Consider the following 14,359-nt stretch of genomic DNA (forward strand, 5'->3'; position numbering starts at 1 on the left):
GGAAGGAACTTCATGTCGTCTCAAAGCTGCGTAGAACGCTGGCCTCCGATCGGCTTTCCAGCAAATTCCTTGCACTTAACTAGCAATATCATTCGTTTGTCAGCCTTAAAACTCGGATGCAAAGGTCACGTCGCACCGGCCAAATCCAAGGAAAATCTATCCTTGTCAGCGATAGCCGGAAAATTGACGGCTACCGCATCGGACCTGGAATCGGGCATCGGTTCCCGGAACCCTGGCGTGCAGCTCCAATGAATCAGAGCGCCCTCTGGTGCGCCCGAGGGGGCGTGGCGCTCCAAAGTGAGAACGCCGAAGGAAGCGGAAACATGGCTGTATTGGAATTCCCAGGACCAGGTTTGACCATAGAGCAGTGGAACCAGCTCGGTGCTTTGGCGACCTCCGTCAAGCCCGGGCAGGCACTTTGGATCAGCGGCTATTTCGCCGGTATCGAACACAGCGCGCGGGCTTTCAGCGGCGAGGCGTTGACGCCGGCGACCGCCGACTTTCTGCCCCCGCAGCCTGCCGCCGCGGCCCCTTTGCGCACGCTCACCATCCTTTACGGCAGCGAGACCGGCAACAGCTCGGCTTTGGCCAAGGCATTGGCCGAGGCCGCACGAGCCCAGGGCCTCCAGCCGACGGTGGTCGACATGGCCGACTACAAGCCGCGCGTCCTCAAGGAGGAGCAGGATTTCATCATCGTCACCAGCACCCATGGCGAGGGCGAGCCGCCGCTTTCGGGCATGTCCTTCTTCGAGTTCATCGAAGGGCGGAAGGCGCCGCGCCTGCCGCAGGTGCGGTTTGCCGTCCTCGCGCTCGGCGATTCCACCTACGAGCATTACTGCGGAGCCGGCAAGCGCCTCGACCAGCGGCTGGAGGAACTTGGCGCCGTGAGGCTTGCCGATCGCGTCGATTGCGACGTCGACTATGACAAGGCGGCCGCAGGCTGGACCGAGACGGTGCTGGCCGCTCTGAAGCCGGCCTCGGACGCCGGACCGACAACGGAAAGCCGGAACGGCCTGCCTGCCGCCGCCATCGCGGCGGCACCCTCCGCGTCCACCTACGACAAGCGCAATCCATACCCCGCCAGGATCATCGACAATTTCTTGCTGACCGGGCGCGGATCGACCAAGGAGACCCGCCACATCGAGCTGTCGCTCGACGACTCGGGGCTCATCTTCGAGCCGGGCGATGCGCTCGGCGTGATGCCGCGCAACGATCCCGCACTTGCCGAGACGCTACTTCAGGCCCTGGGCCTTTCGGCTGACGCGCCGGTCACCGTGAAGGATCGCACCACCACGCTTGGCGAGGCGCTGGTCGAAGCCCTCGAGATCACGGCGGCGACGCCTCGTTTCCTCGAACACTGGACGGGGCTCAGCGCCGCGGCGGACCTTGAGGCTCTGGCAGGCGACGACCGCAAAGCCGAGCGCACCGCCTTTTTGCGCGGGCATCATGTCACCGACATCGTCCGCCGCTTTCCGGTGAAGGGCATCGATGCCCAGACATTCGTCGCCGGCCTGCGGCCGCTGCAGCCGCGGCTTTATTCGATCGCTTCCAGCCTGGCGATCGCGCCGGACGAGGCGCATCTGACGGTGAGCACGGTTCGCTACGAACTGCATGGTGAAGGGCGCGCAGGAGTCGCTTCCGGACATTTCGCCGAGCGCGCCGAACCCGACACGATCGTTCCGGTCTATATCCAGGCCAATCCCCATTTCCGCCTGCCCGCCGACGACGCATCCATACTGATGATCGGCGCCGGCACCGGCATTGCCCCTTACCGCGCCTTCCTGCAGGAACGCGAGGCAAAAGCCGCAAGCGGCAGGTCCTGGCTGTTCTTCGGCGAACGCAATTTCAGCAGCGACTTCCTCTATCAGACCGAATGGCAAGCCTATCTGAAGGAGGGCGTGCTTAGCCGGATGAACGTCGCCTTCTCGCGTGACGGTTCAGCCAAGACCTATGTCCAGCATCGCCTGATCGAACATGGGCGCGACGTCTATGCCTGGCTGGAGGAAGGCGCGCATCTCTATCTGTGCGGCGACGCCACCCATCTGGCGCCCGACGTTCATGCGGCACTGCTGAAGATCGTGCAGCAGCATCGGGGCTGCGGGGAGGAAGCCGCCGTCGCCTATCTCGACGCGTTGCGCCGCGACCATCGCTATCTCACCGATGTCTACTGAGGCATGCCGATGACTTACGCCCGTACCATCCCCGACCGCAGCCACGACCTCTCGCAGCCGCTGGAGAAGCTTGGCCCCGACGAAACGATGAAGGCCAACAGCGACCAGCTGCGCGGCACCATCGCCAAGGGCCTGCTGGACGAGATAACCAGTGCGGTGCCGGGCGACGACATCAAGCTGATGAAATTCCACGGCGTCTACCAGCAGGACGACCGCGACATCCGCGACGAGCGGCGCAGGCAGAAGCTGGAGCCGGCCTACACCTTCATGGCGCGCGTGCGGCTTCCCGGCGGCGTCCTGACACCGGCGCAATGGCTGAAGCTCGACGAGCTTGGCCGTGCCTATGGCGGCGAAACGCTGCGCCTGACCACGCGTCAGACCTTCCAGTTTCACCGGGTGCTGAAGCGCAATCTGCGGCCCCTGATGCGAGGTTTGCACGAGGTGCTGCTCGACACCAGGGCGGCCTGCGGCGACGATTCACGCGGTGTGATGTGCTCGGTCAACCCACAACTGTCGGCCCTCCACGCGCAGGTTTCCGCCCTTGCCAAGCAAGCCAGCGACCATGCCATTCCCAAGACCGGCGCCTATCAGGAAATCTGGTACGGCGAGGAAAGAAAGTCGGTAACCGGTGCCGAAGAGCCGCTTTACGGCCGCACCTATATGCCGCGCAAGTTCAAGATCGGCTTCGTCATTCCGCCGATCAACGACATCGACGTCTATGCGCAGGACCTCGGTTTCATCGCCATAATCGCCGAGGGCAAGCTCCAGGGCTTCAATGTCGCGATCGGCGGCGGCATGGGTCGCACCGATCAGGCGCCGCATACCTATCCGCGACTTGCCGATGTGATCGGCTTCATCGGCGTCGAGCACGTGCTGGCGACCGTCGACGCGGTGATGATGGTGCAGCGCGACTATGGCGACCGCGTCGATCGGGGGCGTGCCCGTTTCAAATACACTATCGACGACAAGGGCCTCGACTGGATCAAGACCGAGATCGAAGCGCGCCTCGGCTTTGCACTTCAACCGGCCCGTGCTTATGAGTTCACGTCGAACGGCGACCAGCTCGGCTGGACCCGCGGCGAGGACGGCCGCGAACATTGCACGCTGTTCATCGAAAACGGCCGCGTCATCAATCGCGATGACTGGCCGATCATGGACGGGTTGCGTGAGATCGCCCGGGTGCATGAAGGCACGTTCCGGGTCACGCCCAACCAGAATCTGGTGATCGCCGACATCGCGCCAGCCGCGCGGGCCGGCATCGAAAAACTCATCAAGCAGTTCGGCCTTGGCCGCCTGCATAGCGGCAGCGGGCTGCGCCTCAACTCGATGGCCTGCGTGGCGCTGCCGACCTGCGGGCTGGCAATGGCCGAAAGCGAGCGCTATCTGCCGAGCCTCGTCGGCAAGATCGAGGCCATCCTCGCCGCGCACGGGCTTGCCGAGGAGCCCATCACCATCCGCATGACCGGCTGCCCCAATGGCTGCTCACGACCCTATATCGCCGAAATCGGGCTGACCGGCCGCGCGCCGGGCAAGTACAATCTCTATCTCGGCGGCGGCTTCCACGGGCAGCGGCTCAACAAGATGGTGCTGGAGAATGTCGCCGAACCGGCGATCCTCGAGCTGCTCGAACAGGTGATCGCGCGCTTCGCCGCCGAGCGGTTGCCGAACGAACGGTTCGGCGATTTCGCAATCCGCGCCGGCTTCGTCGCCGAAGTCACCGAAGGTCGGTCCTTCAACGATTAACTGACTTGCCGAAATCGGGTTTGCTTAAACCGGCGGCGTGCCGTTTTCGGCAAGCACCGCTCCCGCAAGGTAAAGCGAGCCGCCGATCAGGATGCGGGGTGCAATCTCCGTATCCGTCCAAAGGTCGCGCAAAAGCATCAACGCATTGGCGACGGAATTGACCGGTTCGGCCGAGAGCCCGGCCTCGATGGCGCGCGCGGCCAGTTCGCCGTTGGGCACGCCGGCGTCGCTCATGCTGACCGGAACCGTATAGACATGGCGGGCAATGCCGTGGAACGAGCGGAAATAGCCCTGCTGGTCCTTGGTGTTGATCATTCCGCAGATCAGGAACAGCGGGCGCGCCATCTTCTCTTCCTGCTCGGTCAATGCTTCGGCGATGACTACGCCGGCGCTTGGATTGTGTCCGCCGTCAAGCCAGATATCGGAGCTGGGCGGCGCCAGATCGACCAGCGCCCCATGGGTCAGTCGTTGCATCCGGCCCGGCCAGGCGACGCTTTCCATCGCGTCACTTGCCGCCTTCGCGCCGAGCCGAAAGCCGGCCGCCTTGCAGGCAGCGATCGCAGCCGCCGCATTGGCATATTGGTGGCGCCCCCGCAAACGAGGCAAGGGCAGATCCATCAGTCCGGTCTCATCCTGATAGACCAGCCGCCCATGTTCTTCGGCCGCCAGAAAATCCTGGCCGTAGAGTTGCATCGGGCAACCCAGACGCTCGGCCGTCTCGATCAGCACTTCCTGGGCGACGCCGCTCTCCTGCGCGCCGATGACGACCGGGCAGCCGGGCTTGATGATGCCGGCCTTTTCGGCGGCGATCAGTTCCACACGGTCGCCGAGATAGGCTTCGTGGTCCAGCGAAACCGGCATGATCACCGAAACCGCCGGATTCTTGATGACATTGGTTGCATCGAAGCGACCGCCAAGCCCGACCTCAAGAACCGCCGCGTCCGCCTCATGCTCGGAAAACAACAGGAAAGTCACGGCAGTGAGTATCTCGAAAACCGTGATCATCTCGCCGCCATTGGCTTCAGCGACGCGCAGGATGGTATCGGTAAGCACATCGTCGGCGACGAACTTCCCGCCGCCTTCGGCCCCCAGCCTGTAGCGCTCGTTCCAGTGAACGAGATGCGGTGAGGTGTGGACATGCACGCGGTAGCCTTCCGCTTCCAGCAGGGCGCGGCAGAAGGCCACCGTCGAACCCTTGCCGTTGGTACCGGCAACGTGAATGACCGGCGGAAGCTTGTCCTGCGGGTTGCCCAGGCGACCCAGTACTCGCAGGATCCGATCGAGCGAAAGATCGAAACCTTTCGGGTGCAACGCCATGAGGCGTTCGATTTCACGTTCGGCCGATAGGGTAGTCATCGCGGGCTCCTCCCGGGAGCAAAGGTGGCAGGCGATCTACAACGCCTGCCTTCGAGGATCGTGCTAAAAAATCTTCAACAGCTTTCGCAAAAACGACGCGGTTCTAAAAAAGTTACGCCGAAGGCCGGTGTTCAGCGGCTGAGGTTGCCACCGGCATGGCTTCAGCCGTGCGGGCTTCCGTCTCGGGGACCTTCATCAGGATCTTCAGCAGCCGGGCAATGGTCGATTTCAGTTCGAGGCGTGAAACGACCATGTCGACCATGCCGTGATCCATCAGATATTCGGCGCGCTGGAAACCGTCGGGCAGCTTCTCGCGGATCGTCTGCTCGATGACGCGCGGACCGGCAAAGCCGATCAGCGCGCCGGGCTCGGCAATGTGAACATCGCCCAGCATCGCATAGGACGCGGTGACCCCTCCCGTCGTCGGATTGGTGAGCACGACGATATAAGGCAGCCCGGCTTCCTTGAGCCGGTCGACCGCAACCGTGGTGCGCGGCAACTGCATCAGCGACAGGATTCCCTCCTGCATGCGGGCGCCGCCGGATGCGGCGAACAGGATCAGCGGGCGGCGCTTTTCGACCGCCGTCTCGAAGGCGCGTATGATGGCGTCGCCCGCCGCCATGCCGAGCGAACCGCCCATGAAGGCGAAATCCTGCACGGTGGCAACCACCGGCAGCCCCTCGATCGTGCCCAGCGCATTGAGGATCGCATCCTCCATGCCGGTCTTGGTGCGGGCGTCCTTGAGCCGGTCGACGTAACGCTTTTCGTCGCGGAACTTCAGCGGGTCGACGGCCACCCTTGGATTGTCGAGCGTTTCGAACCTGCCATCGTCGAAGAAGAATCTCAGCCGCTCCCTGGCTGAAATCTTCATGTGGTGGCCCGAGGAGGGAATGACGAACTGGTTGCTCTCCAGGTCCTTGTGGAACACCATTTCGCCGCTCTCCGGATCCTTGATCCAGAGATTTTCCGGCATTTCGCGCCGGCCGAGCATCGAATTGATCTTCGGACGGACGTAGTTGGTTATCCAGTTCATGGGATTTTTCCCTGTGAAGTCGAAGACATGGGAGTTCTATCGGGCAACAGCAAGGCGAGCCGAACGAACGCCCTCAGCCAATTCGCCGACCAGCACGGCCACCGCCTCGACCGGATCGGCTGCCTCAGCCACCGCATTGACGATAGCGGTCCCGACCACCACGCCATCGGCCGCGGCGCCGATCACGCGCGCCTGCTCGGCGGTCTTCACGCCGAAACCGACGCAGACAGGCAGGTCGGTGTGGCCCTTGATGCGGGTGACGGCCTCGGAAACCGCAGTCGTGTTCGACAGCGCGGCCCCGGTTATGCCGGTCATCGACACATAGTAGACGAAGCCGGACGTGTTTTCGAGCACTTTGGGCAGGCGCTTGTCGTCGGTGGTGGGCGTTGCGAGGCGGATGAAATTCAACCCCGCCTTCAGAGCGGGCACGCAGAGTTCCTCATCCATTTCCGGCGGCAGGTCGACCACGATCATGCCGTCTATGCCGGCGTCGATCGCATCGGCGAGGAAGCGCTCGACCCCATAGACATAGATCGGGTTATAATAGCCCATCAGCACGATCGGCGTTTCGTCGTCGCCGGCGCGGAAGTCGCGCGCCATCTGCAGGGTCTTCTTCAGCGTCTGCCCGGCCTTCAGCGAGCGCAGGCCGGCCGCCTGGATTGCCGGGCCATCGGCCATCGGGTCCGAGAACGGCATGCCAAGCTCGATCACATCGCTGCCGGCCTTGGCCAGGGTCTTCATGATCGCAAGCGAGGTTTCATAGTCGGGGTCGCCGCCCATGAAATATGTGACCAGCGCCGGGCGGCCCTCGGCCTTCAGCTTTTCGAAACGACGATCAATACGGGTGCTCATGGTCAGATCTCCATGCCCAGCATCTTGGCAACCGTGTGGACGTCCTTGTCGCCGCGGCCGGAGAGATTGACGATCATGATCTGGTCCTTGCCCATCGACGGTGCGACCTTGACCGCGTGAGCGATGGCATGGGCCGATTCCAGCGCCGGGATGATGCCTTCGACGCGCGTCGTCAACTGGAAAGCCTCCAGCGCCTCGTCGTCGAGAATCGGCAGATAGTCGACGCGGCCGGTGTCGCGCAACCAGGAGTGTTCGGGCCCCACACCGGGATAGTCGAGCCCGGCCGAGATCGAATGGCCGTCGAGAATCTGGCCGTCATCGTTCTGCAGGAGATAGGTGCGATTGCCATGCAACACGCCCGGCTTGCCTGCGTTCATCGAAGCGCAATGCTCGATGCCGGCAAGACCGCGCCCGCCGGCCTCAATGCCGACGATCTTGACGCCGCGATCATCGAGGAAGGAGTGGAACAGGCCAATGGCATTGGACCCGCCACCGACGGCGGCGACGATCATATCGGGCAGCCTTCCTTCCTGCTCCAGGATCTGCGCTCGCGCTTCCGTGCCGATCACCGACTGGAAGTCGCGCACCAGTTCCGGATAGGGATGCGGGCCGGCTGCGGTTCCGATCAGGTAATAGGTGTCGTGGACATTGGTCACCCAATCCCGAAGGGCTTCGTTCATCGCGTCTTTCAGCGTGCCGTGGCCGGCACTGACCGGACGCACTTCGGCGCCGAGCAGCTTCATGCGGAAGACGTTGGGCTTTTGCCGCTCGACGTCCGTCGCTCCCATATAGACGAAGCAGGGGAAGCCGAAGCGCGCCGCGACGGTGGCCGAGGCGACGCCATGCTGGCCGGCGCCGGTTTCGGCGATGATCCGCGTCTTGCCCATGCGCTTGGCCAGCAGGATCTGCCCCAGGCAGTTGTTGATCTTGTGGCTGCCGGTGTGATTCAGATCCTCGCGCTTGAAATAGATCTTGGCGCCGCCGAGATGCCGGGTCAGACCTTCAGCGAAATAGAGCTTCGATGGGCGGCCGGCATAAAAGGTCGAAAGTTCCTGCAATTCCGCGCGGAACGTCGGATCGTTCTTTGCCTCGTTCCAGTGCCTCTCCAGCTCAAGGATAAGCGGCATCAGCGTTTCGGCAACGAAACGGCCACCGAAAATGCCGAACATGCCCTGTTCGTCGGGACCCGTGCGGAAGGAATTAGGTTCTGCCGGCTGGTTCACTGCCGAACTCCTTGACTCGTTAGGCATTATCTATCGGAAAATCGGTTTCCACCTTGCCGTAACATGCCTGTGCATGGGATCAGGCGGCACGATTGCTGGTCGCCGCCCGCACGGCCCGGAAAAAATTGTCGATCAGCGCCACATCCTTGACGCCGGCTGCGCTTTCCACGCCGGACGAGACATCGATGCCGGGCGGGTTGGCGAAACGAATGGCGTCGCCGATATTGGCGGCGTTCAATCCACCCGAAAGCATGTAATCGACTCCAGCGTCAAGGCCCGCAAGCAGGCGCCAGTCGAAGGAAACGCCGTTGCCGCCCGGGAGCTCCGAGCCGGCGGGCGGTTTGGCATCGAACAGGAAGCGATCGGCAATACCGCGATAAGGCTCGATCGCGCCAAGGTCAGCGGCTTCACGAATAGCTAAGGCCTTCACGACCGGCAGGCCGTAGCGCGCCTTCACCGTGGCGACGCGTTCCGGCGTTTCACCTCCGTGAAGCTGCAGCATGTCGGGCGCCATCGACGCGACAATATGATCCAGCAGGCGGTCGTCGGCGTCGACGGTCACAGCCACCGCCCTGGCGCGGCCGAGGGCTGCCTGCCGCAAGCGTCCGGCCTCGACGGGCTCGATGTTGCGCGGGCTCCTGGCGAAGAAAATGAAGCCGACATGGCTGGCGCCGCTGGCAAGGGCTGCTTCCAGTGACAGATCGGTTTTCAGGCCGCAAATCTTGATATCGAGCGCCATGGCGGGGAAGTGCCACGAAATGGCGGCGGAGTCGAGGAAAAGAGAGAAAGGAGCGAATAGGGAATGGCGAGTAGCGAATAGGGGGCTCGGAAAGCACCGCGCGCCTTTATTCCCTATTCGCTACTCCCTATTCGCTATTCACTCTCAAACATAATCGCCTGCAGCGCACCGCCGTTTCGCCGCAGCCAGCTCTTGCAGCGCTCCGTGTCGGGGCAGAGTTCCTCGCACAGCTTCCAGAAATTGGGTCCGTGATTCATTTCCTTGAGATGGGCGACCTCATGCGCCACCAGGTAATTTATGACAGGCGTCGGTGCCATCATGATACGCCAGGAGAAGGAAAGCGCGCCATCCGCGGTGCAGGATCCCCAGCGGCTCGACGTATCGCGAAAGCGGATCGCCTTGGCACGCTTGCCGATGGTGGTGCAATGCCTGGCGACCAGCATTTCGATGTCACGCCTTGCCTCGCGCTTGAGGAAATCGGCGATGCGGCGCGGCAGGTGAACCCGGTCGCCATTGACGAGGAGGATCGGGCCGCGCTCGTCATGGCTGACCGTCACCGTGCCTCGCCTCGCAGGCTCATGCACGATCAGATGCGGCACGCCGCGTAAGGGAATCTTTATGTCCGGCCGCACCTGAGGCCGGAGAGGCACCTTGGCGAGGCGCTGTTCGAGCCAGCCTTGATGGCGGGTGAGAAAGCGCTCCACCTCGCCCTGCCCCAGCCCTGGCGGGATCGTTATCCGCAAGCCTCGCCCGCCGGCATCTATGCGCAGCGTCAGTCGTCGGGCGCGATCGTTCTCGACGATGCGCAGCGGCAGAGCGCGGCCGGCAACCACGTGTTCCCGCTGCAGAACCGGAGCGGACTGGGGGGCCGGCGGCTTTTTGAAGAACCCGAGCATGGCGATGAGATTATGTGATTCGATGGGACGTTTGTCGAAGCAGGCGCAACAAAAACGGCGCCGCGAACGGCGCCGTTTTCCATGCGGGTTCGTGCCGCTTACTCTTCGTCGAGCAAGCCGGGGTTCGATTTCCCGTTGTTGTTGTTCGTCGTCGGCGCGGCTGGCTTGTTGCGGTTGGCCATGAAGCGATCGAACTCTTCCTGGTCCTTGGCGCGGCGCAGTTCGCGCGCGTAATCGTCGAATTCGCCAAGCATCTCATCGAGCTTGCGCCGCTCTTCGGCCAGGCGCTCCAGCTCTTTTTCGCGCCACTCGTCGAACGCGACATTGCCGGTGCGGCGGGCATGGGTCCTGTGGGAGGCCCTGCGGCAGCCGGCAAAGACGCCGTCCGTCGCACGGTTGACATCGCGCTTGAAGCCCTCAAGCCGGTCGCCCCAGATGATGTAGGCAAGCATGGCGAGGCCGAGCGGCCAGAACACCATGAAGCCGATCACCATCAACGCGATGGTCGCCGGCGTCCAGGCCGGGCGGATCAGTGCAGTCGTGTTCATGTTTCTTCGCGTCCTTCAGTTGATGGCAGCCGGCGGCTGCTCCATTCGACATGGGAAGGGCGCGGCCCGCCTTCAAGGCGGCGCCTGTCAAAACCGTGCAAACCACGGATTTAGCTAAGATTTTTTGAGACGCTCGACGCCTATGACGATCATGCCGGCAACCAGCCCCCAGAAGGCCGAACCGATGCCGAAGAGCGTCAGGCCGGAGGCGGTGACCGCGAAAGCGGTGGTCGCCGCCATACGCTCGCGCTCGTCGCCGAGCGCGATGCTCAGCGCATTGGCAAGCGGCGCCATCAGCGCCAGGCCGGCGACCAGCACGATGAGGCTGGGCGGCAGCACGATGAAGATCGCCACCAGAGAGGCGCCGAACACGGCGAAGATCAGGTAGGTGAGCGCATAGAACGGTCCCGTCAACCAGCGCTGGGCCGGATCGGGATGGGTGTCCGGTCCGGTGCAGATCGCCGCGGAAATGGCGGCCAGGTTGGTGGTCAGCGCGCCGAAGGGTGCTGAAGCCAGCGAAAACAGCCCGGTGACCGAAATCAATGGTCCAGGCACCGGCTCGTAGCCGGCTGCCTTGAGCACGGCGAGACCCGAAAGGTTCTGCGATGCCATCGTCACCAGATAGAGCGGAACCGCAAGGCCCATGACGGCCGCCATGGAGAAGGACGGCTCGATCAGAGTCAGCACGGAAAACTCCAGCGCCGGCAGTCCGCCGACGCGGCCGGTCAGGAAGGCGATCACGCCGCCGGCAACCAGTACGGCAAGCACCGAGAGGGCCGGATTGAACAGACGCATGACGAAGAACATCGCCACAAGCGGCAGGATCAGCCAGGGGTCGACCGGAACCGTCATCACGGCGCCCGTGGCGAAGGTGACGACGATGCCGGCCAACATGCCGGACGCGACTGACGCCGGGATTTTCGAGATCAGGCGCATCAGCGGCTTGAACAGGCCGGTGGCGACAAGCAGGGCCGCAGTGACGATGAACGCGCCGACGGCCTCGTTCATGGAAAAGCCTGAACTCGCCGCGACCAGCGCCGCCCCCGGCGTCGACCATGCGGCGATCACCGGCATGCGGCTGCGCCAGCTCAGCCACGCGGTTTCGAACGCAATGGCAAGGCACATGGCGGTGACCCAGCTCGCGGTCTGGCCGGGCGTGGCGCCGAGCGCATTGGCGGCGGCGATGATGAGCGCCAGCGTGCCGCCGAAGCCGACGATTGCGGCAACAAAGGCGGAAGCCGGAATGGAGGACCGCATCCGATCAACCCGCCTGCACGATGATCGCTTCGACCGCCCGAACCAGCATTTCGAGGTCTTGCGGGCGCGACAGCCTGTGGTCGCCGTCCGGGATCAACGAGAGCGTGACATCGTCGGCGGGCAGGCACGAGACGAGCTTGAGCGCGTGGCTGTGCGGCACGTCGGGATCGGCCAGTCCCTGCAGGATGTGGACCGGACAATGAGTGTCGATGGGCCTCCCCATCACCTGGTTCCGCCGCCCGTCCTCGATCAGCGCCGCGGTATAGATGTTCGGCTCCGGCGAATATTCAGACGGTTCCGCGAAGAAGCCGTTCTCAGCCAACTCCCGCCTTTGCGCATCGCTGAGCTGCGGCTCGACCAGCTCAACTGTGAAGTCGGGAGCCGGCGCCAGCAGCACAAGACCGGCAACCCGCTCGCCCTCGCCCGCCTTGCGCAGTTCCTGCACCATCCGAAGCGCAATCCACGCCCCCATGGACGATCCCACCAGTATTTGCCGGCCTTGGCCGAACCGCCGCAGCACCGCGAGGCTTTCGCCGAGCCATTTCGATATCGTGCCATCGGCGAAAGCGCCGCCCGACTCGCCATGTCCCGAATAATCGTGGCGCAGAAAGGCACGGCCGTTGTCGGCCGCCCATTGGCTCAAGGTTTCGGCCTTGGTGCCCAACATGTCCGAGCGGTAGCCGCCCAGCCAGACGATGCCGGGCTCTGCGCCGGCAAGCCGCCGCACCGCGATGGCGTTGCCGCCCACGTCGAGAAACTCCGGCGGTGTGTCGGTCATGTCGTCTCCTTTGAGCGCTGCCTGTTCGGCGGACGCTGCTTCTTGGCATAGCTCGAATCCGGCGAAAAGACCTCAATCCCGAGGCCCGGAACTTGCAATCGGACGCTCGGACACAGGTGATTTATTCTATTCCCTATGGTATTGACACCCTTCGATTTGTGCCGACATAGGCGCAGATCGACGCAAAAAACGTCAACGGTTCAAGGAGACAACGACCATTCGCAGACCTTTCAAAGCAGCAGCGCCCACCAAGGACGGGCCGCGCTCCAATCGCGACATCCGGGTTCCCCGGGTCCAGCTCATCGATGCAGACGGAAGCAATCGCGGCGAGGTTTCGATCGACGACGCGCTGCTGGCCGCCGAAGAGGCTGGATTGGATCTCGTCGAGATTTCCCCCAACGCAACGCCGCCGGTCGCCAAGATTCTCGACCTCGGCAAATTGAAATACGCCAACCAGAAGAAGGCCGCCGAGGCTCGCAAGCATCAGAAGACCATCGAGATCAAGGAGATCAAGATGCGTCCCAATATCGACAGCCACGATTACGACGTGAAGATGCGGGCGGTGCGCCGGTTCTTCGAGGAGGGCGACAAGGTCAAGCTGACGCTGCGCTTTCGTGGCCGCGAGATGGCGCATATGGAACTCGGCATGCAGCTTCTGAACAAGGTGCGCGATGAAGTCGCCACCATCGCCAAGGTCGAGGCCGAGCCCAAGCTCGAAGGTCGTCAGATGATGATGGTTCTGGCGCCGCGCTGAGTCGCGCGACCCGCAACGGGACTGCCGACGCCTGGCGCCTCGTCCGGCGAGCCGCTGTGTTTTGGGTGTTGAAGGCCCTCCTCCCTGCTGTTGAAATCCGACCGCTTCCGGCGGCGACCGTAGCTGCGCTATCAGGAGGAGGCGCCACCCTTCTTTCAGCGTAATTCACGTTGCGCTTTGTTTCGACCATCGCTATAAGGCCGCGTCCAGAACCGTCCGGCAGGGCATGCCGTGGCGGTTTCTAATGCTTTTCGGGCGTTGGTCTGCCCGAAGCGAACATAGGAAGCGCGGCGTGCCAAGGGCATGTCCCGGAGCTTCCCGAAAAAACGGAGTAGCAAAATGCCCAAGATGAAGACCAAATCGGCCGCCAAGAAGCGGTTCAAGATCACCGCGACCGGCAAGGTCCTGTCGGCCGCTGCCGGCAAGCGTCACGGCATGATCAAGCGCACCAACAAGTTCATTCGCGATGCCCGCGGCACCATGGTTCTGGCCGAACCCGATGCCAAGAAGGTCGTCAAGAATTTTCTGCCGAACGGCCTTTGAGCCCGGCTGCGCTGTTTTAAGGAGATCATGACATGGCACGTGTAAAAAGAGGCACAGTCGGCCACGCCAAGCACAAGAAGGTGCTGAACGCCGCCAAGGGCTTTTACGGTCGTCGCAAGAACACCATCCGCATCGCCAAGCAGGCGGTGGAGAAGTCGCTGCAATACGCCTATCGCGACCGCAAGAACCGCAAGCGCAATTTCCGCGCTTTGTGGGTCCAGCGCATCAACGCCGCCGTGCGCGAGCATGGGCTGACCTATGGCCGCTTCATCGACGGCCTCAACAAGGCCGGCATCGAGATCGACCGCAAGGTGCTCTCCGACATGGCTATCCACGAGCCGCAGGCCTTCGCCGCGCTCGTCGGCAAGGCCAAGGTCGCGCTGGAATATCTGAAGGATACCACGCCGAACGCTTTTGAAAGCGCTGTCTCCTAGTCAGCGCCCTCTCAAGCAGTTCGATACTTGAT

At 63.1% G+C, this 14,359-nt stretch carries 14 protein-coding genes; 5 read left to right on the forward strand and 9 right to left on the reverse strand.

Annotated features, from left to right (window positions below):
• Positions 1-323: 323 nt before the first annotated feature.
• Entirely contained in the window at positions 324-2,171 is a 1,848-nt protein-coding gene (locus tag ACLKMW_RS15085) for an assimilatory sulfite reductase (NADPH) flavoprotein subunit (protein ID WP_415725287.1), read from the forward strand.
• Between the two features lie 9 nt (positions 2,172-2,180).
• Entirely contained in the window at positions 2,181-3,914 is a 1,734-nt protein-coding gene (locus ACLKMW_RS15090; RefSeq protein ID WP_415725288.1) for an NADPH-dependent assimilatory sulfite reductase hemoprotein subunit, read from the forward strand.
• Between the two features lie 24 nt (positions 3,915-3,938).
• Here the strand turns inward: ACLKMW_RS15090 and ACLKMW_RS15095 are convergent, their stop codons facing one another.
• The 9 genes from ACLKMW_RS15095 to ACLKMW_RS15135 form a co-directional block, all read right to left on the reverse strand.
• Complete coding sequence (locus tag ACLKMW_RS15095; protein WP_415725289.1) at positions 3,939-5,270, reverse strand: bifunctional folylpolyglutamate synthase/dihydrofolate synthase; 1,332 nt, start codon at positions 5,268-5,270, stop codon at positions 3,939-3,941.
• 112 nt (positions 5,271-5,382) lie between these two features.
• Positions 5,383-6,303 (reverse strand): acetyl-CoA carboxylase, carboxyltransferase subunit beta, encoded by a 921-nt coding sequence (gene accD / locus ACLKMW_RS15100; RefSeq protein ID WP_415725290.1) that lies wholly within the window; start codon positions 6,301-6,303, stop codon positions 5,383-5,385.
• A gap of 36 nt (positions 6,304-6,339) precedes the next feature.
• Positions 6,340-7,155 (reverse strand): tryptophan synthase subunit alpha, encoded by an 816-nt coding sequence (trpA, locus tag ACLKMW_RS15105; RefSeq protein ID WP_415725291.1) that lies wholly within the window; start codon positions 7,153-7,155, stop codon positions 6,340-6,342.
• A 2-nt stretch (positions 7,156-7,157) separates the two neighbouring features.
• Positions 7,158-8,378, reverse strand: a complete 1,221-nt coding sequence (trpB, locus tag ACLKMW_RS15110; RefSeq protein WP_415725293.1) for a tryptophan synthase subunit beta — start codon at positions 8,376-8,378, stop codon at positions 7,158-7,160.
• Positions 8,379-8,457: 79 nt separating this feature from the next.
• Positions 8,458-9,117 (reverse strand): phosphoribosylanthranilate isomerase, encoded by a 660-nt coding sequence (locus tag ACLKMW_RS15115; protein ID WP_415725295.1) that lies wholly within the window; start codon positions 9,115-9,117, stop codon positions 8,458-8,460.
• Between the two features lie 134 nt (positions 9,118-9,251).
• Positions 9,252-10,013 (reverse strand): M48 family metallopeptidase, encoded by a 762-nt coding sequence (locus tag ACLKMW_RS15120; RefSeq protein ID WP_415725296.1) that lies wholly within the window; start codon positions 10,011-10,013, stop codon positions 9,252-9,254.
• Between the two features lie 98 nt (positions 10,014-10,111).
• Positions 10,112-10,561, reverse strand: a complete 450-nt coding sequence (locus ACLKMW_RS15125; RefSeq protein WP_415725297.1) for a DUF2852 domain-containing protein — start codon at positions 10,559-10,561, stop codon at positions 10,112-10,114.
• Positions 10,562-10,675: 114 nt separating this feature from the next.
• The gene (locus ACLKMW_RS15130; RefSeq protein ID WP_415725298.1) at positions 10,676-11,818 is read right to left on the reverse strand and encodes a benzoate/H(+) symporter BenE family transporter; all 1,143 of its coding nucleotides are present in this window, start codon (positions 11,816-11,818) and stop codon (positions 10,676-10,678) included.
• 4 nt (positions 11,819-11,822) lie between these two features.
• Positions 11,823-12,596: an alpha/beta hydrolase gene (locus tag ACLKMW_RS15135; RefSeq protein WP_415725299.1), complete on the reverse strand. Its 774-nt coding sequence runs from the start codon at positions 12,594-12,596 to the stop codon at positions 11,823-11,825.
• Positions 12,597-12,813: 217 nt separating this feature from the next.
• On the opposite strand from ACLKMW_RS15135, the gene infC reads away from it, so the two are divergent.
• The 3 genes from infC (at position 12,814) to rplT (ending at position 14,327) form a co-directional block, all read left to right on the forward strand.
• Positions 12,814-13,350: a translation initiation factor IF-3 gene (gene infC, locus ACLKMW_RS15140; RefSeq protein ID WP_415725376.1), complete on the forward strand. Its 537-nt coding sequence runs from the start codon at positions 12,814-12,816 to the stop codon at positions 13,348-13,350.
• A gap of 339 nt (positions 13,351-13,689) precedes the next feature.
• Positions 13,690-13,893 carry a 50S ribosomal protein L35 gene (gene rpmI / locus ACLKMW_RS15145; RefSeq protein WP_415725301.1) on the forward strand — a complete coding sequence of 68 codons (204 nt, stop codon included), beginning with the start codon at positions 13,690-13,692 and terminating at the stop codon, positions 13,891-13,893.
• 32 nt (positions 13,894-13,925) lie between these two features.
• Complete coding sequence (gene rplT / locus ACLKMW_RS15150; RefSeq protein ID WP_415725302.1) at positions 13,926-14,327, forward strand: 50S ribosomal protein L20; 402 nt, start codon at positions 13,926-13,928, stop codon at positions 14,325-14,327.
• Positions 14,328-14,359: the final 32 nt, after the last annotated feature.

The organism is Borborobacter xinjiangensis, assembly GCF_047739745.1.
GTDB lineage: Bacteria > Pseudomonadota > Alphaproteobacteria > Rhizobiales > Rhizobiaceae > Pseudaminobacter.

Bases quoted from the DNA above. Each gene is read 5' to 3' on its own strand.
- rplT (WP_415725302.1), top strand. From the start codon at position 13,926: ATGGCACGTGTAAAAAGAGGCACAGTCGGCCACGCCAAGCACAAGAAG.
- accD (WP_415725290.1), bottom strand. From the start codon at position 6,303: ATGAACTGGATAACCAACTACGTCCGTCCGAAGATCAATTCGATGCTC.
- ACLKMW_RS15090 (WP_415725288.1), top strand. From the start codon at position 2,181: ATGACTTACGCCCGTACCATCCCCGACCGCAGCCACGACCTCTCGCAG.
- ACLKMW_RS15115 (WP_415725295.1), bottom strand. From the start codon at position 9,117: ATGGCGCTCGATATCAAGATTTGCGGCCTGAAAACCGATCTGTCACTG.
- trpA (WP_415725291.1), bottom strand. From the start codon at position 7,155: ATGAGCACCCGTATTGATCGTCGTTTCGAAAAGCTGAAGGCCGAGGGC.
- ACLKMW_RS15095 (WP_415725289.1), bottom strand. From the start codon at position 5,270: ATGACTACCCTATCGGCCGAACGTGAAATCGAACGCCTCATGGCGTTG.
- ACLKMW_RS15130 (WP_415725298.1), bottom strand. From the start codon at position 11,818: ATGCGGTCCTCCATTCCGGCTTCCGCCTTTGTTGCCGCAATCGTCGGC.
- ACLKMW_RS15125 (WP_415725297.1), bottom strand. From the start codon at position 10,561: ATGAACACGACTGCACTGATCCGCCCGGCCTGGACGCCGGCGACCATC.
- ACLKMW_RS15135 (WP_415725299.1), bottom strand. From the start codon at position 12,596: ATGACCGACACACCGCCGGAGTTTCTCGACGTGGGCGGCAACGCCATC.
- rpmI (WP_415725301.1), top strand. From the start codon at position 13,690: ATGCCCAAGATGAAGACCAAATCGGCCGCCAAGAAGCGGTTCAAGATC.
- ACLKMW_RS15085 (WP_415725287.1), top strand. From the start codon at position 324: ATGGCTGTATTGGAATTCCCAGGACCAGGTTTGACCATAGAGCAGTGG.
- ACLKMW_RS15120 (WP_415725296.1), bottom strand. From the start codon at position 10,013: ATGCTCGGGTTCTTCAAAAAGCCGCCGGCCCCCCAGTCCGCTCCGGTT.